At 71.1% G+C, this 21,609-nt stretch carries 17 protein-coding genes; 9 read left to right on the top strand and 8 right to left on the bottom strand.

Annotation, left to right across the window (positions count from 1 at the left end):
* The first annotated feature begins 148 nt into the window (after positions 1 to 148).
* Positions 149 to 1,084, top strand: a complete 936-nt coding sequence (locus ACPW96_RS16005; protein ID WP_425822064.1) for a 2-hydroxyacid dehydrogenase — start codon at positions 149 to 151, stop codon at positions 1,082 to 1,084.
* Between the two features lies 1 nt (position 1,085).
* On the opposite strand, the gene ACPW96_RS16000 is transcribed toward ACPW96_RS16005, so the two are convergent.
* Positions 1,086 to 1,661: a nucleotidyltransferase family protein gene (locus ACPW96_RS16000; RefSeq protein ID WP_425884262.1), complete on the bottom strand. Its 576-nt coding sequence runs from the start codon at positions 1,659 to 1,661 to the stop codon at positions 1,086 to 1,088.
* Between the two features lie 50 nt (positions 1,662 to 1,711).
* On the opposite strand from ACPW96_RS16000, the gene ACPW96_RS15995 reads away from it, so the two are divergent.
* The 4 genes from ACPW96_RS15995 to ACPW96_RS15980 are packed head-to-tail and all read left to right on the top strand — an operon-like array spanning position 1,712 to position 7,916.
* Entirely contained in the window at positions 1,712 to 2,812 is a 1,101-nt protein-coding gene (locus ACPW96_RS15995; RefSeq protein ID WP_425884260.1) for an XdhC family protein, read from the top strand.
* The gene (locus ACPW96_RS15990) at positions 2,809 to 4,191 is read left to right on the top strand and encodes an 8-oxoguanine deaminase (protein ID WP_425884259.1); all 1,383 of its coding nucleotides are present in this window, start codon (positions 2,809 to 2,811) and stop codon (positions 4,189 to 4,191) included. Before ACPW96_RS15995 ends, ACPW96_RS15990 begins: the two co-directional genes overlap by 4 nt.
* Before the next feature lie 3 nt (positions 4,192 to 4,194).
* Entirely contained in the window at positions 4,195 to 5,043 is an 849-nt protein-coding gene (locus ACPW96_RS15985) for an FAD binding domain-containing protein (RefSeq protein ID WP_425884257.1), read from the top strand.
* Entirely contained in the window at positions 5,040 to 7,916 is a 2,877-nt protein-coding gene (locus ACPW96_RS15980) for a molybdopterin cofactor-binding domain-containing protein (protein WP_425884255.1), read from the top strand. The genes ACPW96_RS15985 and ACPW96_RS15980 overlap by 4 nt, the downstream gene beginning before the upstream one ends.
* Positions 7,917 to 7,937: 21 nt before the next feature.
* On the opposite strand, the gene ACPW96_RS15975 is transcribed toward ACPW96_RS15980, so the two are convergent.
* Positions 7,938 to 9,143 carry a low temperature requirement protein A gene (locus ACPW96_RS15975; RefSeq protein WP_425884445.1) on the bottom strand — a complete coding sequence of 402 codons (1,206 nt, stop codon included), beginning with the start codon at positions 9,141 to 9,143 and terminating at the stop codon, positions 7,938 to 7,940.
* 260 nt (positions 9,144 to 9,403) lie between these two features.
* On the opposite strand from ACPW96_RS15975, the gene ACPW96_RS15970 reads away from it, so the two are divergent.
* The 4 genes from ACPW96_RS15970 to ACPW96_RS15955 are packed head-to-tail and all read left to right on the top strand — an operon-like array spanning position 9,404 to position 12,996.
* Entirely contained in the window at positions 9,404 to 10,519 is a 1,116-nt protein-coding gene (locus ACPW96_RS15970) for an ABC transporter substrate-binding protein (protein WP_425822077.1), read from the top strand.
* A 28-nt stretch (positions 10,520 to 10,547) separates the two neighbouring features.
* Positions 10,548 to 11,378: an ABC transporter ATP-binding protein gene (locus ACPW96_RS15965; protein ID WP_425884253.1), complete on the top strand. Its 831-nt coding sequence runs from the start codon at positions 10,548 to 10,550 to the stop codon at positions 11,376 to 11,378.
* The gene (locus ACPW96_RS15960; protein ID WP_425884251.1) at positions 11,378 to 12,187 is read left to right on the top strand and encodes an ABC transporter permease; all 810 of its coding nucleotides are present in this window, start codon (positions 11,378 to 11,380) and stop codon (positions 12,185 to 12,187) included. Before ACPW96_RS15965 ends, ACPW96_RS15960 begins: the two co-directional genes overlap by 1 nt.
* Complete coding sequence (locus ACPW96_RS15955; RefSeq protein WP_425884250.1) at positions 12,184 to 12,996, top strand: ABC transporter permease; 813 nt, start codon at positions 12,184 to 12,186, stop codon at positions 12,994 to 12,996. The genes ACPW96_RS15960 and ACPW96_RS15955 overlap by 4 nt, the downstream gene beginning before the upstream one ends.
* 239 nt (positions 12,997 to 13,235) lie before the next feature.
* On the opposite strand, the gene ACPW96_RS15950 is transcribed toward ACPW96_RS15955, so the two are convergent.
* From ACPW96_RS15950 to ACPW96_RS15925, 6 genes are all read right to left on the bottom strand, one after another.
* The gene (locus ACPW96_RS15950; RefSeq protein ID WP_425822085.1) at positions 13,236 to 14,525 is read right to left on the bottom strand and encodes an allantoate amidohydrolase; all 1,290 of its coding nucleotides are present in this window, start codon (positions 14,523 to 14,525) and stop codon (positions 13,236 to 13,238) included.
* A 3-nt stretch (positions 14,526 to 14,528) separates the two neighbouring features.
* The gene (locus tag ACPW96_RS15945; RefSeq protein ID WP_425884248.1) at positions 14,529 to 15,770 is read right to left on the bottom strand and encodes a pyridoxal-phosphate-dependent aminotransferase family protein; all 1,242 of its coding nucleotides are present in this window, start codon (positions 15,768 to 15,770) and stop codon (positions 14,529 to 14,531) included.
* A 120-nt stretch (positions 15,771 to 15,890) separates the two neighbouring features.
* Positions 15,891 to 17,495 carry an AtzH-like domain-containing protein gene (locus ACPW96_RS15940; protein WP_425884246.1) on the bottom strand — a complete coding sequence of 535 codons (1,605 nt, stop codon included), beginning with the start codon at positions 17,493 to 17,495 and terminating at the stop codon, positions 15,891 to 15,893.
* On the bottom strand, positions 17,492 to 18,616 hold the full coding sequence (locus ACPW96_RS15935; RefSeq protein WP_425884245.1) for an acetamidase/formamidase family protein: 1,125 nt from the start codon (positions 18,614 to 18,616) through the stop codon (positions 17,492 to 17,494). The genes ACPW96_RS15940 and ACPW96_RS15935 overlap by 4 nt, the downstream gene beginning before the upstream one ends.
* Positions 18,617 to 18,663: 47 nt before the next feature.
* Positions 18,664 to 20,046, bottom strand: coding sequence for an allantoinase AllB (gene allB, locus ACPW96_RS15930; protein WP_425822089.1), 1,383 nt, complete (start codon positions 20,044 to 20,046; stop codon positions 18,664 to 18,666).
* Positions 20,047 to 21,573 carry an NCS1 family nucleobase:cation symporter-1 gene (locus ACPW96_RS15925; RefSeq protein ID WP_425822091.1) on the bottom strand — a complete coding sequence of 509 codons (1,527 nt, stop codon included), beginning with the start codon at positions 21,571 to 21,573 and terminating at the stop codon, positions 20,047 to 20,049.
* Between the last annotated feature and the right edge of the window lie 36 nt (positions 21,574 to 21,609).

Genomic DNA, 21,609 nt, shown 5'->3' with positions numbered 1-21,609 from the left:
ACAGCCTCCTTCGGATGAGCCTGCCGGCTCGCGCCGAGGGTATCGCCGTAGGCCGGCCTCGCGTGCGAAGCGCGCCGGAAGCGGGGCCGTGTGACCGCGTGCTGGCAACAACGGGCAGAGCCGCGCACGAGGTGGGTAGCGTGGAACCGTGACCACCGACATCCGAAACGTGACCGCATCCGTGCCGAGCCAGGAGCTCGCCGACGACGTCGCCCGTGCCATCGGTCGCCCGGAGGGGGTCGAGCTGATCGTCTGGGAGATGGACGGGCCCGCGCCGAGGGCGACGATCGACATCGTCGTGCCGCCGTACATGAGTCAGGGACGCGGGCTCGCGCTGCTCGCCGACGTCGAGACGCGGCTCGTGCAGGGTCAGTCCATCGGCTATGAGGGCATCGACGAGAAGCTGCCGCCGGGCACGACTTTCGCCAACGCGTCGTCGGTGCACGAGACGTCCACGGCGGAGCTGGCCGTGGGGCTCGCGATCGCCGCGCAGCGGCACTTCGCCGACTTCGTGCGTGCCCAGGATGCCGGTCGCTGGGCGCCGGTCTTCGCCAACAGTCTCGCCGACCGGCGGGTGCTGCTGCTGGGCTACGGCGGCATCGGCAAGGCGATCGCGGCCCGGCTCGCCCCGTTCGAGGTGGACATCACGGCGGTTGCACGCCGCGCCCGCACCGAGGACGGCATCCCCGTGCACGGCATCGACGAGCTGCACGACCTGCTGCCCCACGCCGAGATCGTGATGCTCTCGCTGCCCGGCGGCGATGACACCCGGCACGTTCTCGATGCCGAGGCGCTGCGTGCGCTTCCCGATGGCGCCCTGCTGGTCAACGTCGGCCGCGGCCCGCTGATCGACACCGACGCCTTCGTCGCCGAAGGCGGACGCATCCGGGCCGCCCTCGATGTCACCGACCCCGAGCCGCTCCCCGAGGACCACCCGCTCTGGAGCATGCCCGGGGTGCTGATCGCGCCCCACGTCGGTGGGGCGACGAGCGCGATGCGGCCGCGCATGGCCCGGCTGATCGCGCGTCAGATCCTCCGGATGCAGCGCGGCGAGGAACCGCTGAACGTGGTGTTCGGGGGCTGAGTCAGCCCGGTTCGCGGACGTCGATGTCGGCGCCCGACCACAGATCGCCGCACTCGACGGCCACCGCACCGTGGGTCTCGAGGTAGCCTGCGGCTCCCCGATCGCCGCTCAGATCGCCGGCCAGTGCGCTCCAGTGGGCGCTGCCCACCAGCACCGGGTGCCCGGGGTGGCCTCGGTACACCGCACGGGCGAGCGCGTCCGGGGCGGATGCCGCGGCGAGGCCCGCCTCCAGGACCCGTCGAGCTGCTTCCGCCGGGGCGTCAGGGGTGTCGACCGGCGTGATCAGCACGGCATCGAAGCCGGATGCCGCGGCGAGGGCGACCCGAAGGGTGGCCGAGACGCCATCGGCCCACTCCTCGACCACGACGACACGGGCGCCCACCGGCACCAGCATCCGGGCGGCATCGGCGTCCGCTCCCACCGCGACGAGCACGTCGGCGCATCCTCCCGCGACCAGCATCCGCACGGCCCTCGTCACCCAAGGGTCACCCCCGGCCGTGCGTGCGAGCGCCTTCGGGCCGCCGTAGCGGGTGCCTGCCCCGGCCGCCAGCACGAGGCCGCAGATGCGGGCATCCATGGTCACGATAGCGTAGCCCCGCGGTAACACACGGCGGGTAGCGTGGGTTCATGCTCGAGCTGGCCGCCGACCTGGTGCCGCGCCTCCGCGCGGGGGAGCGGCTGGCCGTCGTCACGGTGACCGCCGTGGCGCGCAGCGCTCCTCGAGGGACCGGCGCCTCGATGGCGGTGACCGGCGCCGGCGACGTGATCGGCTCGATCTCCGGCGGGTGCGTCGAGACGGATGCCGTGGCCCTGGCACACGAGGCGCGCCTCTCCGGAGCCGGACGCACCGCCCGGTTCGGCTTCTCCGATGCCACCGCCCACGCCGCCGGATTGGCGTGCGGCGGCGAGATCGAGGTCGTCGCCTATCCCCTGGACTCCGGCGATGCGATCGCCATGGCCGCACTCGACGGTGCGCTGAACGATGAGCAGGTCACGGTGTCGCTCGTCGTGCGCGGGCCTGATGCGGGAACATTCCGGGCGGCGTCGGATGCCGACCCCCGCGACGACGCGCTGCTGACGCTCTCGCACGCCCCGCGACCTCGCCTCCTCGTGCTGGGAGCGGGCGACTACGCCGCCGCCCTCTGCCGGACGGCCTCCACCGCCGGCTACGCCGTGACGGTCTGCGACGCGTGGGAGCTGCTCGTCACGCGCGCGCGATTTCCGGATGCAGCGGACCTGGTCGCAGCGATCCCTGCGCACTACCTCGTGGCGGAGGCCGCTGCCGGGAGGCTCGACTCCCGCTCGGTCGTGTGCGTGCTGACGCACGACGAGCGACTCGACGTGCCGGCGCTGGAGGTGGCGCTCCGGCTCCCCGTCGCCTTCGTCGGGGCTCTGGGAGCCCGCCGCACCGTCGCCCGCCGCGCCGATCTGCTGCTCCGACGGGGCCTCAACCACCTCGAACTCGAGCGCCTGCACTCCCCGCTCGGGCTGGACCTCGGGGCGACCACTCCGGAGGAGACCGCGATCTCCATCCTGGCCGAGGTGGTCGCCGCCCGCCGCGGCGGGCCGGGAACGCCGCTGCGCGACAGCCCGACGCCGATCCACCGGAACGAGCGCCGCGGCAACCACCCGGACAAGCTCCGCGACGAGCAGCGGAGCGAGCGCCGCGGCGCGGCACCCGGAACCGCCGCCGGGTCGGCATGCGGCATCGCGGAGCCCGCTCGATGAGCGCCCAGGACGCTGACGGCTCCCGCCGCACCGTGATCGAGGGTGCGCACATCGCGACCGTCGACGCGGCGGGCACCGAGCATCTCGCGGGCCACATCGTGTTCGAGCGGGGGCTGATCGCGGCGGTCGGCGCCGGGCCCGCACCGGCCGAGTGGCGCGAGGACGCGGACGTTCTCGACGCCTCCGGGTGCCTGGTCACGCCGGGGCTCATCAACACGCACCACCACCTATACCAATGGCTGACCCGGGGATATGCCCCGGACGACATACTCTTCGACTGGCTGACGTCGCTCTACCCGCTGTGGTCGAGGATCGACGCCCGTCTGACGGGGGTCGCCGCCGCAGGCGCGATGGCGGTGCTCGCCCGCTCGGGGTGCACGACCGTGGGCGATCACCACTACATCTTTCCGCGGGGGTCGGGCGACATCGTGGGTGCGATCGTCGAATCGGCCGGCCGGATCGGCGTGCGGCTGCATGCGACCCGCGGGTCGATGGATCTCGGCGCGTCGGATGGTGGCCTGCCCCCGGACTTCGCGGTGGAGACGACCGACGCCGCGCTGGCGGCATCCGCCCAGGCGGTCGAGCGCTACCACGACCCGTCGTTCGCCTCGATGGTGCGCGTGGCGATCGCGCCGTGCTCGCCGTTCTCAGTGACGGCCGATCTGCTGCGCGAATCGGCGGTGCTCGCGCGCTCGCTGAACGTGCGGCTGCACACGCACGCCTCCGAGACGGTCGAGGAGGACGCCTACTGCCTCGAACGCCTCGGGATGTCTCCGACGGACTATCTCGATTCGCTCGGCTGGCTCGGGTCAGACGTGTGGATGGCGCACGGTGTGCACCTGGACGAATCGGCGATCGCGAGATATGCCGAAACCGGAACGGGTGTGGCGCACTGCCCCTCCTCGAACGCCCGGCTGGCCGCCGGCATCGCCCCGGTGCGCGATCTCCTGGCCGCCGGGGTGCCCGTCGGCCTCGGCGTGGACGGGGCGGCGTCGAACGAGTCCGGCCAGCTCGGCATGGAGATCCGCGAGGCCGTGCTGATGAATCGGCTGCGCACCGGCGCCGACTCGATGAGCGTGCGGGCCGCGCTGCGCATCGCGACGGTGGGCGGCGCACGCGTGCTCGGCCGGGAGGCGGAACTCGGGTCGCTGGACATCGGGAAGCTGGCGGATGTCGCCGTGTGGCGCATCGACGGCGTCGAGCACGCCGGAATCCTCGATCCGGTAGCCGCGCTCGGTCTTGGCGCACTGCCCCCGATCTCGCGGCTCTTCGTCGGCGGCCGCACGGTGGTCGAGGACGGTCGGCTCACCACCGCCGAAGAGGCGGTGCTCGCCGAAGAGGTCGCCGCCGCGTCGCGCGAGCTCGCCGGGCGGCGCTGATCCGTGGACATCAACACGATCGCGGAATTCCGTCGTCCCGGCTCGCGGGAGGAGGCCGTTCTGCGGCCGGGTGAGACCTACCTGGCCGGCGGAACCTGGCTGTACTCCGAGCCGCAACCGGGGGTGACCGGCTTCGTCGATGTCACCGCACTGGGGTGGCCCTCGCTGACCATCGAGGCCGGCGGCCTGCGCATCGCCGCGACCTGCACCATCGCGGAACTCGTCGCGCTTCCCCCGCAGCCCGGCTGGACGGCTCAGCGCCTCTTCTTCCACTGCGCCACCGCGCTGCTCGCGTCGCACAAGGTGTGGAACGCGGCGACGGTGGGCGGCAACGTCTGCCGGTCGTTCTCGGCGGGCGCGATGGTCTCGCTCGCCGCGACGCTCGACGGAACCGCCGAGATCTGGGCCGCGGACGGCACGACCTCCGTGGCCCCCGTCGCCGAGCTGATGACCGGCAACGGCACGAACCGCCTGGCCCGCGGTGATCTGCTGCGCTCCATACTCCTCCCGGAATATGCGTTGCGCGCCCGCACCGCCTATCGCAAGATCGCGCTCGCGGAGCTCGGCCGATCCGGTGCTGTGGTCACCGCCCGGGTGGACGACGACGGCGCCGCGACCTTCGTCGTGACGGCGGCGACGGCGGTGCCGACGGTGCGCCGGTTCGCGGAGATCCCGGATGCCGCGGGCATCGCCGACGCGTTCGCGGACGTGCCCTTCGGAGGCGGCGGCTGGTACACCGACCCGCTCGGCGAGGCCCGGTGGCGGCGCGGGGTCTCTTTGGTGCTCCTCGAGCAGGTGCGCGCGGAGCTGGCCGGCGGCGCGGCTCGGAAAGCCGGAGGTGCCGGCGCATGAGGTTCACGCTGAACGGCGAACCGATCGAAGCGGATCCTCGACCCGGTCAGTGCCTGCGCACGCTCGTGCGTGAGCACGGCGGCCACGACGTCAAGAAGGGCTGCGACGCCGGTGACTGCGGCGCGTGCTCGGTGCTCGTGGATGGAACCCCCGTGCACTCCTGCATCTTTCCCGCGCCCCGTGCCGACGGCCGGCGGGTCACGACCGCCTCCGGCCTCGGGCCGGGGGACGAGCTGCATCCCGTGCAGGAGTCCTTCATCGAGCACTTCGGCTTCCAGTGCGGGTTCTGCACACCCGGGATGACGGTCAGCGCCTCGGTGCTCACCGAGCAGGACCTGCCGGATCTGGACCGGCTGATGAAGGGCAACCTCTGCCGATGCACGGGCTACCGAGCCGTGCGGGAATCGATCGAGGGCGCGGTGCGCGGGACCGGGTCCGCGTACCGACGGGACGACGCCTCGACCGGCTCGGCGACCGCGACCAGCCACGCCTCGACGGGCTCGGCGACCGCGACCAGCCACGACTCGACGGGCTCGGCGACCGGGACCAGCCACGCCTCGACGGGCTCGGCGACGGCCACCACGCGCTCGCCGGCGACCGGCGGAGGATCCCGCGTCGGACAGAGCGCCCACCCGCCGGCCGCCCGCCGGGTGGTGCAGGGCCTCGAGCCGTTCACCTTCGACACCGTCGTGCCCGGCGCCCTCACTCTGCGGGTGCTGTCGAGCCCGCACGCGCACGCGCGCATCACGGCGATCGACACCGCCGACGCCGAGGCAGTCGAGGGGGTCGTGGCAGTCTTCACCCACCGCGATGCACCGCCGAAGCTGTACTCGAGCGCGCGGCACGAGCATCCGGAAGACGATCCGGCGGACACCCGCCTGCTCGATGACGTCGTGCGGCACCGCGGCCAGCGGGTCGCGGCCGTGGTCGCCGAGACCGCCGCCGCGGCGGAGGAGGCGTGCCGTCGCATCCGCGTTTCGTACGAGGCGCTGCCGGCGGTCTTCGATCCCGAGACGGCGCGCGCGCCCGGATCCCCGGTTCTGCACCCCGACCGCACCCCGGGAGACCGCGTCGATGACGCCGCCCGCAACGTCGTCGCGGCGATCCACGAGGACTACGGCGACGCGGATGCCGCGCTGGCGGCCAGCGCGGTGACCGTGAGCGGTGAGTGGCGCACCTCTCGCGTCAGCCACGCACAGCTCGAGACCCACGGCTCGATCGGCTGGCTCGACGAACAGGGGAGACTCGTCGTGCGCACCAGCACGCAGGTGCCCTTCCTGACCCGCGACGCGCTCTGCGCGCTGTTCGACCTGCCCCAGGACCGCGTCCGCGTCTTCACCGCGCGCGTCGGGGGTGGCTTCGGCGGCAAGCAGGAGATGTTCACCGAGGACCTGGTGGCCCTGGCCGTGCTGCGAACAGGCCATCCGGTCGCGTACGAGATGAGCCGCACCGACGAATACTGGCGCACCGCCGTGCGGCATCCGATGCGCGTGCGCGTCGAGCTCGGCGCCTCGGCCGAGGGCGTGCTGACGGCGATGAAGCTCGATGTGCTGAGCGACGCCGGCGCCTACGGCAACCATTCCCGCGGCGTGCTGTTCCACGGATGCGCGGAGTCCGTGAGCGTCTATCGCGCGCCCGTCAAACGCATCGACGCGGAGGCCGTCTATACGAACAACGTGCCGTCGGGGGCGTTCCGCGGGTACGGCCTGGGACAGGTCATCCTCGGAGTCGAGTCGGCGATGGACGAGCTCGCCCTTCGGCTCGGGATCGACCCGTTCGAGCTGCGCCGCATCAATGCCGTGCGCGAGGGCGACCCGCTGGGCACCCACGAAGAGGCCGAGAGCGATGTGATCTGGGGTTCGTACGGCCTCGATCAGTGCCTGGACCTCGCCCAGCAGGCGCTCGCCCGCGGCAACGGCGTGCAGCCACCCGAAGGACCGCAGTGGCGAGTGGGCGAGGGGATGGCCGTCGCGATGATCGCCACCATGGCCCCCTTCGGGCACATCTCGGAGACATCGGTCACGGTCACGCCCGACGGTCGGTACCTGGCCGCGGTGGGAACCGTCGAGTTCGGCAACGGCACGACGACCGTGCACACGCAGATCGTCTCGACGGATCTGTCGACGACTTCGGACCGGGTGGTGCTGCGCAATTCGGATACGGAGAACGCCCGCTACGACACCGGCGCCTTCGCATCCGCGGGCATCACGGTCGCCGGCAAGGCGCTGCACGCGGCATCCCTCGCCCTGCGCGACCGCCTGCTCGGCATCGCCGCACGACTCGCCGGCCCAGGCGGCTCGCTCGAGGTGGACGGCGTGCGCGTCGGAAGCCGGCTGCTGCCCTTCGCCGAGCTGATCGCCGCCGCACCCGCGGAGTGGCTCTCGCCGGAGGGGCTGGTCGCCGACGGCAGCGAGTACGGCGAGCACCGGTCGCTGGCGTTCAACGTGCACGCCGTGCGGGTGGCGGTCGATGTGGAGACCGGAACCGTGCGCATCCTGCAGTCGCTGCAGGCGGCGGATGCGGGCTTCGTGATGAACCCGCAGCAGTGCCGCGGCCAGGTCGAGGGCGGGGCGGCGCAGGGCATCGGCAGTGCGCTCTACGAAGAGGTCATGATCGACGACGAGGGGTCGGTGCTGAACCCGGTGTTCCGCCTGTACCGGGTGCCGCAGATGGCCGACATCCCCGTCACCGAGGTCTACTTCGCCGACACGAGCGATGACCTGGGTCCCTTCGGCGCGAAGTCGATGAGCGAATCCCCCTACAACCCGGTCGCGCCCGCGATCGGCAACGCGATCGCCCGGGCGCTCGGCGCCAGGCCGTTCGAGCAGCCGTTCTCCCGAGACCGCGTCTGGCGCCTCGCGCAGGGACTCTGACGGGAGAGGTCGCCGCCGCCCTCAGTCCACGCGATCGCTGCTCACGCGTAGGGCTCGAATGGTGTGCCGGTACCCGACGAGCTCGTGCCCGACCACTTCGATGACCGCGCTGGCGGCGATGAGGGCGATCACCACGACGAGGGTGCTGATGTTGGATGAGACCGTCGCTTGCTCGACGGACCCCGCGGTGGACGCGGCGACGACGACGGCGGCGACCAGCGGCACCAGCGCGGCGACGAAGAGAGGAACGTGGGTGAGGTCGTACGTCTTCATGAGGACGCTCCACGTCAGGAAGACCGTGACGATGACCGCGGCCACCGGGATCGCGAGCGCGAGCGCGACCACCAGGACCGTCGTCTCGTCGTCTTCCACCGCTTCGGCTGCGATGTGCAGGCCAGCTCCGACCGCCGCCATCGAACCGAACATCGGCAGGTGCGCGTATCGCCATGCGAAGATCCGCTCCGGCCAGCGCTCGAGGATGGTACGGGAGGGAATCAAGAAGTATGCCCACCAGAGCGCGGCGGCAAGGACGAGTCCGGCCGTGATGACAGTGACGGCTCCCACCGACCAGCCTTCTTCCGCGGTCAGCGCACCCACGGCCGCGGTCGTGGCGGCGATCATCTCACCGATCGTGATGATCGTGAGGAGGGCGAAGCGCTCGGCGACGTGTCCGGCATTCCACGGCGCGAACCCCAGCTGTCGTTCCGCAATCACGGGCGCGGCCATCTCTGCAACGGCGAGCACGACGAGCGCGACGATGGTGGCGTCGACGGGAAGAGGAAGTACCGCGGTGAGGATCCAGCCGACCTGTGCGACGGCAATCATGATCGCATATGCCACGGCGATTCTTCGGTGCGCCGCATCCTCGCGGGCGGCGCGGAGCCAGAGTCCGATGAGCGGAACGCGCATGATGACGTAGCCGATGACCATGAGCGCATTGTTCGGGCTCTCACCGTGCGCGGCGGCGGAGAAGCTCACCGGCAATCCGAAGGTGAGCACGATGACACCGACCATCTGAACGATGGTCGCGACGCGGAACAGCGCATCGTCATTGCCGTAGGCAGAGGAGAACCACGTGAAGTTCATCCATGCCCAGCTGACCGCGAACACGGCGAAGATGTACGCCCCCAGAGCAGGGACCACTTCGCCGGCCACGACGCCGTGAGCGAGCTGGTCGGCGGCCGCGGCGAACGCGACGACGTAGGTGAGGTCGTAGAGGAGTTCCAGCGGTGTGGTCGCGCGGTCGCGCTCTGACGGGCCATGCCCCCCCCAAGGGCCGCAGTCTGTGGCGGAGCTGTTCTTTCAGCTCCGCGCGCAGCTTGTCGTCTACGTCGGCCACCCTGCCCATTCTGGGCACGCTTGCCCGCCGCGTCCAGCATCCGCCGCCGTCGGAGCACGGCCTTCACACCGCGGAAACACGGCGGCGGTGCAACCGAAACCTCGCCGGTCTACGTTCAGGGCGACCACACTTCTTGGAGGACACCCGAATGTCATCACACCGCACCTTCTCGAGGCGCGCCCGCCTCGCCGCATTCGTCGCAGCGGCCTCGGCGACCGCGCTTCTGCTCGCCGGCTGCGCGGGCAACGGCGCCGCAGCGGGCGAGTCGTCCTCGGACGCGGAAGCGGGCTACGGCGAGATCAGCGTGCAGTACTCGTGGATCAAGAACGAGGAGTTCGCCGGTGAGTTCCACGCGTACGAGAACGGCTACTACGAGGAGGCAGGCTTCGACGAGGTCATCGGCATCTCCGGCCCCGACACCGGTGTCGCGAAGCTGCTCTCCGGCACGGTGCAGGTGGCGCTCAGCGACGCGGCATCCGTCGGCGCGGCGATCGCCGAGCAGGACGCCCCGCTGAAGATCATCGGCGCGACCTTCCAGAAGAACCCCTTCACGATCCTGTCGCTCGCGGACGGGGGCAACATCCTCACTCCCGAGGACCTCGTCGGCAAGACGATCGGCGTTCAGGACTCCAACGCGAGCGTGTTCGCCGCGCTGCTGAACGCCAACGGCATCGACCCGGCCGACGTCAATGTCGTGCCGGTCGACTTCGACCCGACCCCGCTGATGAACGGCGATGTCGACGGCTTCATGGCCTACCTCACCAACGAGGCGCTGACGGTCGAGCTGGCCGGGTACGAGGTGGCGAACCTCTCCTACGCCGAGAACGGGGTGCCGTACGTGGCCGAGACGTTCACCGTCACCGACCAGTACCTCGCCGAGAACGAAGACCTGCTGAAGGCCTTCCTGACCGCCGAGATCAAGGGCTGGACCGACGTGTTCACCGGGTCGACCGACGACGTGGTGGCGCTGATCGAGAAGTACTACAACCAGGCGGCCGATGAGTCCGAAGAGGGACTCGAGTCGGTCTTCGGTGCTCTCGACCCCGAGAAGACCGCACTCGGACTCGAGGCGGAGAAGCTCCTGATCTCCACCGACGAGACCGAGGCGAACGGACTCTTCACCATCTCGGACGACCTCAAGCAGCAGACCGTCGACTCCCTCGCCGCCGCCGGGTGGGAGGTCTCGGTCGACGACCTGTTCGACACGAGCATCATCGACGAGATCTACGCCGAGTCGCCCGAGCTCAAGGACTACCTGCCCTGAGCAGGGGTCCCGACCCGCGATAGGTCTCATGGTCGACATCACCACCTCTGCCGTTCCGGATGCCGGGGCCCTCGCGGGCACCGGCATCCGGATCGATGGTCTCAGCAAGACGTTCGCCACCGGCCGCGGCAAGAGCGTCACCGCCCTGCAGGACACGCACCTGCACACCGACAAGGGTTCCTTCCTCGCCCTGCTCGGCCCTTCGGGCTGCGGCAAGTCGACGATCCTCCGCATCCTCGCCGACCTCGACGCGCCGACATCCGGGGAGATAAGGGTCGACGGAAAGACGCCGCACGAGCTGCGCGCCGCCAGCGAACTGGGCATCGCGTTCCAGGACCACGCCCTGCTGCCGTGGCGCAGCGTCGCAGCGAACATCCGACTGCCGTTCGAGGTGGCCGGGCGCAGGCCCGATCAGGGCTACATCGACGAGCTGATCGCCCTCGTCGGGCTGACCGGCTTCGAGAAGGCGAAGCCGGCGACGCTGAGCGGCGGGATGCGGCAGCGCGTCTCGATCGCGCGCGCGCTGGCGCTGAAGCCATCCGTGCTGCTGCTCGACGAGCCGTTCGGCGCCCTCGATGACATGACCCGGCAGAACCTGAACCTCGAGCTGCTGCGCATCTGGACCGAGAAGCCCGCAACCACCCTGCTCGTGACGCACGGCATCTCCGAGGCGATCTTCCTCTCCGACCAGGTGGCGGTCATGTCGCCCCGTCCGGGGCGGATCAAGGAGATCATCGACGTCGATCTGCCGAGGCCCCGCACGCCCGAGATGCAGCGCACGCCGGAGTTCCACGCGCTCGTGGACGAGGCATCCGAACTGCTTTTCGGCTCGTCGGGCAAAGCCGCCGCGGAGGCCTGATGAAGGCCGCGAAAGGCATGCCGGGCTGGCTCGCCGGCGTGATCGGGGCCGTAGCGCTCATCGCCGCGTGGTGGCTGTTCGCCGTGACGGTGTTCGTGCCGCCGGAGGGGACGACCTTCACGCCGGTGCCGACCCCGTGGACGGTGCTGCAGACGCTCGTCCAGGACGGCCTCGCGCCGTACTGGACGGTGTTCCAGGTGACCATCACCGAGGCGGCGATCGGGTTCGTCTGGGGCAACGCGCTCGCCCTGCTGCTGGCATCCACCGTTCTTCTCTTTCCCCGCATCGAGACCGTGGTGACGCAGGTCGCCGTCGTCAGCTACTGCCTGCCGGTGGTGGCCGTGGGTGGCCTCGCCATCGTCATCCTGGGTGGCGCGAAGCGGCCGGGCGATCCCAGCTCTACCGCGATCTTCCTCGCGGCCCTCGCGGTGTTCTTCACCACCGTCGTCGGAGCGCTGCTCGGCTTCCGGGCCGCCGACAAGGCGAGCCTCGACGTCGTGCGGGTCTACGGGGGCACACGGTTCACGCAGCTGCGCAAGGTGCGCCTGATCGCGGCGCTGCCGTCGATCCTCAACGCCCTGCAGATCGCCGTGCCCAGCGCGTTCCTCGGCGCCGTGCTCGGCGAGTACATGGGCGCCATCGACCGCGGGGTCGGCATCACGCTGATCAAGCTGCAGGGCGACCTGGACTCCGCACGGGTGTGGGCGGTGTTCCTGCTCTGCGCGGTCGTCGCCCTGATCGGCTACGGAGCGTTCGGGCTGCTCTCGCGGCTCGTCACGCCGTGGATCTCGGGAAAGACTCAGTCGTGAACGCCACAGGAAAGGCCGTCGGCCGCGCCGTGCTCAATGCCGTGCTGACCCTCGTGATCGTCGTCGCACTCTGGCAGGCGGTGATCAGCTTCACGAGCGTTTCGCCCTACGTGGCCAAGGGGCCGCTGGAGGTCTGGCAGTTCCTCTTCGTCGACGGCGACGAGCCGGGCAGTGCGGCCGCGAACCGCGCCGAGCTGTCGCCGCTCGTGGTGCAGACGCTGCAGGATGCCGCGCTGGGTTTCGTCGTCGGGATGCTGCTGGCCATCGTGATGGCCGTGCTCTTCTCCCTGTCCCGGGCCATCGAGGCCGGGGTGATGCCACTCGCCCTGCTGCTGCGCAGCGTGCCGCTCGTCGCGATCGCACCCGTCATCATCCTGATCACCGGTCGCGGAACGACGGCCTCCGTCGCCGTGATCGTCAGCATCGTGGTGCTGTTCCCCGCCCTCGCGGCGATCCTGTTCGGCCTGAGCCGCGCGAGCCAAGAGAGCCTCGACCTTGTGCACGTCTACGGCGGCGGCCGGTTGACGGGGCTGCGCAAGGTCAGCATCCCCGGGGCGACGCCGTCGCTCTTCGCGGCCGCCCGCGTCTCCGTCCCTGGTGCGGTGACGGGCGCCCTGCTCGCCGAGTGGCTCTCGACCGGTCAGGGCATCGGCGGGATGATCCAGAAGTTCAGCGCGTCGGCCCGGTTCGACGATCTCTGGGCATCGGTGGCGCTCATCACCCTCATCACGCTCGTGCTCTACAACCTCGTACAGGTGGCGGAGACCGCGGTGCTCGCGCGGATGGGAATGTCGACCGCCCAGCGCTGAGGCGCGGCGCGGGCCGGCGATTCGGTCCGCGGGTCCGTCGGTGGGCCGGCCGGCGGGTCGGTCGGTGGGCCGATCGGCGAATCCGACGGCGGGTCGGTCGACGGGGCGGCGTTACGGGAGGAGATCCGGGTTGCGGAGGGAGAGAAGCCCCGCGATCGGTCCTCCGCAGCCCGGATCTCCTCCCGTGTGTTCCCGCGGTCCGCGCAGGGACGCGTCAGCGCGGTCTCCCGCGGGGGCTCTCAGCGCGGTTCAGCGGCGAGGTGCAGGACCGATTCGGCGAGGGCCCGGATGCCCAGGGCGACATCAGGGGCGCTGACCGACTCGTCCGGGTGATGGCTGATGCCGTCGGGGTTGCGCAGGAACAGCATCCCGACATCGGTGATCGCCCCGATGGCCATCGCGTCGTGGCCGGCCCGGCTGAAGATGGTGGCGGGCTCCGCCGCGCCGTCCGGCAGGGTCGAGAGGATGCCCTCGCGCACGATGTCACGCAGCAGCGGGGCGCACATCACCGCGGCCGCGTTGTGGATCTCGCGCGCCTGCCACCGCAGGCCCCGGCGGCGCATGATCCCGTCGAGCTCCAGCGAGATCGCATCCCAGACCCGGTCGCGGGAGCCGTCGAACTCTCCCCGCAGGTCGAGGCTGAAGTGCGCCTCGCCGGGGACGATGTTGACGGCGCCGGGGAAGGCCTCGAGCTGCCCCACGGTGCCGATCACGTGGTGCTCCCCGAGGCAGATGCGCTCGACGGCGAGCGCCGCCTCGCTCGCACCGAGGAGCGCATCGCGGCGCATGTCGTAGGGGGTCCCGCCGGCGTGGCGCGCCTCGCCCTCGACCACGAGCTGGAAGCGCCGCGCGCTCGCGATCGACGACACGACGGCCAGCGACTCGCCGCGGCGATCGAGCTCCGGGCCCTGCTCGATGTGCGCCTCGAGGTATCCGACGAGCTCGTCGGGCCGCCGCGCGGCCTCGCCGATTCTTCCTGGGTCGAGCCCGAACTCGAGGAAGGCCTCGCGGAGCGTGGTGCCATCGGCATCCGTGTGCGCCCACCAGGCGTCGTCCCACTGCCCGGCCACGGCCGACGAGCCGAGCAGCGCCTTGCCGAAGCGGGTGCCCTCTTCGTCCGAGAACGCGATCACCTCGAGGGCGAAGGGCCAGGATGCCGCGGCTCCCCTCAGGAGCCGCACGACCTCGAGCGCCATCAGCACGCCGATGATCCCGTCGAACCGCCCCGCGTCGGGCACCGTGTCGAGGTGTGAGCCGAGCAGCAGCGCGGGCCATCCGGTCCCTGAGCTTGTCGAAGGGTCGAGCCGCCCCACCTGGTTGCCGGCGGCATCCTGCCATGTCGTCATCCCGAGCTCGCGCATCCACTCGGCCGCCAGCCGGTTCACCCGCGCGTGCTCGGGCGAGAGGTACACGCGCTCGATCGCCCCCGAGGTCGCCGACACCCGCGCCAGCTCGTCGCACCGCGCCATCACGCGCCGCGCCGCGCCCTCGAACACATCGGGGGCGAGCGAAGGCAGGCGGGTGAGCACGGTTCAGTCGCCGCCGGTGTCGCGATACACGTCCATCGCCGCCTCGACGCCGCCGCCCGTCGGGAGTGAGACCCCGAACCGGCTCAGCACGACCTCCAGCGCCGCCAACGTCTGCAGCACGGCGTCGTTGCGCGCGTTGTAGCCCATCGTCCCGATGCGCCAGACCTTGCCGTGCAGCGGGCCGAAGGACGTGCCGATCTCGATGCCGAAGTCCTCGAGCATCGCTGCGCGCGCGGCATCGCCCGGCACACCGTCGGGGATGTGCACGGCGACGACGTTGTTCATCTTGTGTCCGACGTCACCGAACACCGCGAGGCCCAGCCCGCCGACGCCGGCGAGCATCGCGGCGCCGTGCAGCCGATGCCGCTCGATGACCGTGTCGCGTCCCTCGACCAGCAGCACCCGGGCGCACTCGCGGGCGGCGTAGAGCATCGACGTGGCCTCGGTGTGGTGGTTCAGGCGCCGCGGTCCCCAGTACTCGAGGATCATGCCGAGGTCGAAGTAGTTCGAGCGGATGAAGTCCGGCGCGTCGGCGTCACCCGGCTCCCGGATGCCCGCTTCCACCTTGGCGCGCGAACGGACCACCTCGACCGCGCGCGCGGACAGGCTGATCGGCGCCGATCCGGATGGCCCGCCGAGGCACTTCTGCAGGCCGGCGGTCGCGGCATCCACACCCCACTCGTCGAGCTCGAACGGGTTGCCTCCGAGCGACGCGGTGGCGTCGGTGTAGAACAGGGCCCCGTGCTTTCGGCACAGGGCGCCGACCTCGTCGAGCGGCTGGTTCATCGTCGTGGAGGTGTCGCCCTGTACGAGGGCGAGCAGGTGCGGCTTCACCCTGGCGAGCGCCTCGTCGAGGACGGATGCCGGGAACACCTGCCCCCAGGGCACCTCGATCGTGTGCACCTCGGCCATCGCGCGTTCGGCGATCTCTGCGAGGAGGTGCCCGAAGCGTCCGAAGACGGGAACGAGCACGCGATCGCCCGGACGGATGAGCGACACCATCGCCGCCTCGATGCCGGCGCGGGAGGTGCCGTCCACCAGCAGCGTCGCCTCGTTCCGAGTGCCCCACACCCGGCGGTAGAGCTCCTGCGTCTCGTTCATCGTGGCCGTCATGAACGGGTCGTACTGCCCGACGAGCGGCGCCGACATCGCGCGCAGCACGCTGGGGTAGGCGCTGATGGGACCGGGTCCCATCAGCAGCCGGGGCGGCGGGTCGATCGGGCCGGGGATCGCCAATTCGGTCATGCGTTCTCCTTGCTGAAACGTCGCCGAGGACACGACCTCGCGCCGAGCGTACGGCGTGGTCGCGCGACCAGCTCGTGCACTCGACGAGATGCCGTGCACCGGGCACAGCGCACGCAACGCTCACGGGGTCTCCAGGGTGTCGGCAAGCCGGCGCGCGAGACGCACGAGGGCGATGTCGGTGCCGGCCGGCGCGATGAGGCAGACGCCGACGGGCGCGGGGCCGAGCGCGGAGGGCACGGTGAGCAGCGGGATGGAGATGCTCGGGAGCCCGGCGATCGCCGCCGGGGTCGTCATCCGCAGGGTTTCGCGACGCACGACGTCGATGCGCCCGCTCTCCGACGTGCGCATCGGCGCCGGTCCAGGCACGGTCGGCAGGATCAGCACGGTCTCGGCGACGAGGGAACGCATCCGCTCGCGCAGTGGGGCAAGGGCCGCCCGTGCGGATGCCTCGTCCTCGGCCGTCACCTCCGACGCCGCACGGAAGCGCTCGGCCACCGCGGCACCGACCGCATCGGGATGTGCGCGCAGCCAGTCGCCGTTGTTGCGCCACGCCTCCGCACCCTGCACCGTGCGGAAGGGCGCGAGGTAGTCGTCGAGATCGCCGAGCGAGACGGATGCCACGGCCTCGGCCTCCTCATTGCGCAGCCGATCGAGCATCCGGTCGAACTCCGCGAGCGTCTCCGGTTCGATCGATGCCCGCACCTCTGCGGGCACCGCGAAGCGCCACGGCAGGTCCGACTCCGAGGCGCCGTAGGCGCGGTCGGTGGAGGGCGAGCCGTCATAGCTCAGACACCAATCGGCCACGCGCTGCAGCGTCTCACCGTCGCGGGTCAGCCACCCGACGGTGTCGAAGGACTGCGCAAGGGGCAGCAGTCCCTGGCGGGGGACGAGGCCGTGCGTGGTGCGGAGTCCCCACAGCCCCTGGTACGACGCGGGCACCCGCACGGAGCCCGCCGTGTCGGTCGCGAGGCCGACGTCGGCCTGCCCAGTGGCGACCGCGGATGCCGGTCCGCTCGATGACCCACCCGGCAGGGCGCCGGGGAGCGCACCGTTGGGCGGTGTCCCGTAATGCGCGTTGTCGCCGGCGATGCTGTACGCGAACTCGTCGGTGCGCGCGATGCCCCTCAGCGACGCACCGCCCCTGAGCAGGTCGCTGACCGCCGGTGCTGTCGTGGTCTCGGGCCGGGCGTCGTCGAGGAACGCGGGGTTGCCGGCACCGATCCGGTACCCCTTGATGGCGAACAGGTCCTTCACCGCGACGCTGAGCCCCGCGAGCGGCCCGTTCCATGCACCCTGCCAGAGCGGATCGCCGACGGTCCGCCACACCGAGCGGTCGAACGGCTGGGCGCGGGGTGTGACGTGTGCGGCCGTGATCAGCCACCTGTCGTCGATCCGCTGCCACACCTGCGTCTGCAGCCCGGTGCCGCCACCGGAGAACCGGGAGACCGAGACGAGAAGCGCGACATCCGGCGCGAGAGGCCGGTACTCGATGCGCTCGATCACCCGCGACGGCACGCCCCCGCGCATGCCGCGGAAGGCCTGGATGGCGTCGTGGCCCACGAGTAGGCCGGCCGAGTCGCCCCGCAGCGTGCCGTCACCCGGGGCGAACGAGGCGTCGAGCGCGTCGAGGTCGTTCGCCATGATGGCCCGCTCGTAGGCGTCGAAGGCGTCACGCAGGTCGGCCGGGATGCCGCCGCCGGCGGTACCAGGGGGCGTCTCAGTCATCCGGTCCCGGCCTCCCCGCCGTCCCGGCCGCGGTCGACACGCCGGAAGTCCGCCTCGCGAATGCGCGCGTGCACCCCGCAGACGATGTCGACGACCTGCGAGATGTCGAAGTCGGTAGCGGCGCTGAGATACGCGTAGGCCAGGTGCTCCTCGAGGCTCCACCGCGCCTGCAGAAGCGAGAGCGCGGCCCGCACGCAGCGGCGCATCGCCTCGTTGAGATCCGGATCGAGGCCGGTCGGCACGAGGTACTCGGGCGTCCGCACGAGCGGCCCGGTGATCTCGCCGAACTCGCTCAGCGCCTCGGCGCGCGGCACGACGTCGAAGCGCAGCGTGGCTCGCAGCGATGCCTCGAGTGCGGTGAGCGCCACCTCGCCGTCGCCCTGCGCGAAGTGCGGGTCGCCGACGTAGGCGAGCGCGCCGGCCACCTGCACCGGCAGGTACAGGACGGCGCCTTCGACCAGCAGATTGATGTCGATGTTTCCGCCGTGCGACCCCGGCGGCACCGAGTGGGGGCGCTCGTTCCCGGCCACCGCCACGCCCATCGTGCCGAGGAAGGGGGCGAGCGGGAACTCCACGATCCGCGGTCCTCCATCGGTCACCGGAAGCACGCCGACGAGCCCCTCAGGCCGCTGCTCGACGGGCGTGAACACCGACATCGTGGTCAGGGCACGGGGCAGCAGCCCGGCGAGCGCGCCCTTGCCGTGCCGGTTCGAGATGACCCCGTATGGCACGCGCGGCTGCAGCCGCTCGACCGTGATCTTCAGCAGATCGCCCGGCTGCGCGCCCTCGACGTGGATGGGGCCGGTGACGACGTGCGGGCCGTCGGACTCCGGGTCGCGGGCGAGGCTCGCTGCGATCGCGATGGCATCCTCCAGGACGGATGCCGCGGGCACGCCGTGCCCGCCGAAGTAGGCGATGGGGTCCTTGCCCTGGTCCTCGAGCACGCCCTCGTGGCTGACGGTGTCGATCGTGACGCTCTCGCCCGACGCGATGCTCAGCACCGTGGCATCCGTCTCGCACGGCAGCCTGCCCCACAGCACGGTGTGCGGCGTCGCGCGCAGGTAGTGCGCCGCGGGGATCTCGCCCACGCCGGGCTGCAGGATCTCCATGACGCCGACCATCCCCCCATCCAACTGCATCCGCGTGCCGGGCGCGCGGGCTCGACCCATCACGCCGACGCGGTCGCCCGCGCCGAGAGCAGCCGACCGCGGGGCTTGCCGCGGAACTCCGGGGCCTCTCCCGGCCCGCCCTCGGTGACGTTGTAGATCGCCTTGCCGTGCAGCCAGGTGCGGCGGATGCGGCCGCTCAGCACGCGGTGGTCGTAGGCGGTGATCGGGTTCTTGTGCAGCAGCCGCCGCGCATCGATCACGAGGGGGTCATCGACCCCGAAGACGGTGAGGTGGGCCGGCGCTCCGGGCGCGATCACCCCCGCGCCCTCGAGCCCGGCGACGCCCGCGGGGCCCGTCGTGAAGAGCGGCAGGATGCGCTCGAGCGGGATGCCGCGGTCGCGCGCCTCGGTCCACACGGCCGACAGGCCCACCTGCAGGCCGGCGATGCCGCCCCACGCCAACCCGAAGTCGCCCTCGCCGGACCGCTTGAGGTCGACCGTGGAGGGCGAGTGGTCGCTGACGATCGCGTCGATGGTGCCGTCGACGATCCCGTCCCACAGCAGGTCGCGGTTCGCCGATCCCCGGATCGGGGGGCAGCACTTGAACTCGCTGGCGCCGTCGGGGATCTCCTCCGCCACGATCGTCAGGTAGTGCGGGCAGGTCTCGACCGTCAGCGCCACGCCCGCGGCCTTGGCCGCACGGATGGCGGGGAGGGAGTGTGCGTCGCTCAGGTGCAGGATGTGGGCGCGGGCGCCCGTGCGCCGTGCCGCATCGATGACCGCATCGATGGCGGATGCCTCGCTCTCGGCCGGGCGCGAGGCGAGGAACGCCGAGTACTCGCGGCCGAGAGCCCCGTCCGCGGCGAGCAGCGCCGGGTCTTCGGCGTGCACGATCAGCCGCGATCCGAGCGCGGCGACCTCCTCCATGGCGGCGAGCAGCTGGGCTCGGTCGAGGTGCGGGAACTCGTCCACGCCGGAGGGTGAGAGGAAGCACTTGAACCCGTACACCCCCGCCACGTGCAGCGGGGCAAGCCTGCCCAGGTTCTCGGGCACCGCTCCACCCCAGAACCCGACGTCGATGTAGGCGGAAGGGGCGGCGGCGGCCTTCTTGACGCCGAGCGCCTCCGCCGTCGTCGTCGGCGGCAGGGAGTTGAGCGGCATGTCGACGATCGTCGTCACCCCGCCCGCCGCGGCGGCGAGGGTGGCGGAGCGGAACCCCTCCCACTCGGTGCGGCCCGGCTCGTTGACGTGCACGTGCGAGTCGACGAGCCCGGGCAGCAGCACGGCGTCATCGGGCACGAGCACCTGGCGTGCGCCGGCGACCTTATCCCGCCCGCCCACGACGTCGGCGATGCGTCTGTCCTCGACGACGACGGCGGCGGGGCGCAGGGTGCCGTCGAGGAAGGTCCTTCCTGCGCGGATGACGAGGCGGCGGTCCCCCACTCAGGCTCCGATCGACACGTCGGCGCCCTCAGTGGCCGTAGCGGCGGCATCCGTCTTCGCCCGGTACGACCACATCACCGCGATGTACAGCAGTGCACCGAGCGCCGCCCCGATCACCCAGGCGAAGCCGCTCAGGTCCTTGAGCGCAGGCACCCACACGGCTGCGATCGAGAAGATCGCCGCGACGCCGATCGCAAGGAGCGCGCGCACGTTCCAGCCGCGCTGGTAGAAGTAGCGACCGGCCTCGTCCATCGAGAACAGGTCGGCGACCTTCACCGAGCGCCGCTGAACGATGTAGTAGTCGGCCACGAGTACACCGTAGAGCGGTGCGAGGATCGCGCCCAGGGTGTCGACGAACATCGGCAGCCCGATCTGGCTGATCGTCGCAACCCACAGCGCTCCGACCACGAAGCCCAGCGCCGCCGTCAGGTAGCCGCCGGTCTTGAAGCTGATCCGCTGCGGCGAGAGGTTCGACAGGTCGTAGGCCGGAGGGATGAAGTTGGCGACGAGGTTGATGCCGATCGTCGCGACGACGAAGGTGATCGCCGCGATGATCGTGAGGAACACGTTGCCGACGAGCCCGACGATGTCGGCGGGGTTCGTCAGCGGCTCGCCCTCGCCGCCCTGCAGCACGATGTACGCGCCGGCGGTGGTGAAGAGGCTGAGGAACGTGAAGAACGTCAGGCTGACCGGAAGGCCGTAGAAGTTGCCGCGGCGCATCGCCTTCTCGCTGCGGGAGAACCGCGCGAAGTCGCCGAAGTTGATGATCACGGCGGAGAAGTAGGCGATCATCGTGCCGATGACCCCGAAGAACGCGGCGACGGCGGCCCAGCCCTCGACCGACGAGTTGTTGAAGATGGACCCCACCGCCGGCAGCAGCCGGTCGCCCGCCTGCACCCAGATGGCGACCAGCAGCGCGATCATGACGACGTAGACGGCCGGGCCGGCGAAGTTGAGGAATTTCTCGATCCACGCGATGCCTTTGAGGAACAGCACGACCTGCAGGGCGGCGACGAAGACGTAGGACACCCAGTCGATGACGTCCATCCCGAGGAACTCGGGCAGCTCCGGGCTGAGGAAGATCGCGTTGAGGGCGAGGGCGACGGCGGTGGAGGCGAAGTAGGTCTGCGCGCCGTACCAGAAGATCGCGACGATTCCTCGGATGAGAGCGGGGAACTGCGCGCCCTTCACGCCCATGCTGGAGCGGGCCATGACGGCGTAGGGGATGCCGTACTTGACGCTCGGCTTGCCCGTCAGATTCACGAGGAAGTTGACGAAGAATCCGGCGAGGATGATCGCCGCGAACACCCACCACCCGTTGATGCCGGCGGTGATGAACAGGCTCGCGGCCAGCGTGTAGCCGGCGAGGCTCTGCACGTCGTTCGTCCACACGTTGAAGAACTCGAACGCGCCCCAGCGGCGCTTGGACTCCACCAGCGGAGCCAGGTCCTCGTTGTAGAGGCCCGGGTGGGGGGCGGCACCGACTTCTGTGTCGAATGCGTGCCCGGCGGGAAGGGTTGTGGCCATGCGATGCCTCCAGCGGGGGATGGGACTGGATGGAGC

It is taken from the genome of Micromonospora sp. DT81.3 (assembly GCF_049847225.1).
In the GTDB taxonomy this organism is placed as follows: domain Bacteria; phylum Actinomycetota; class Actinomycetes; order Actinomycetales; family Microbacteriaceae; genus Microbacterium.
The sequence above is the reverse complement of the archived record's forward strand: the minus strand, read 5'-3'. Positions and strand labels throughout refer to the sequence as shown.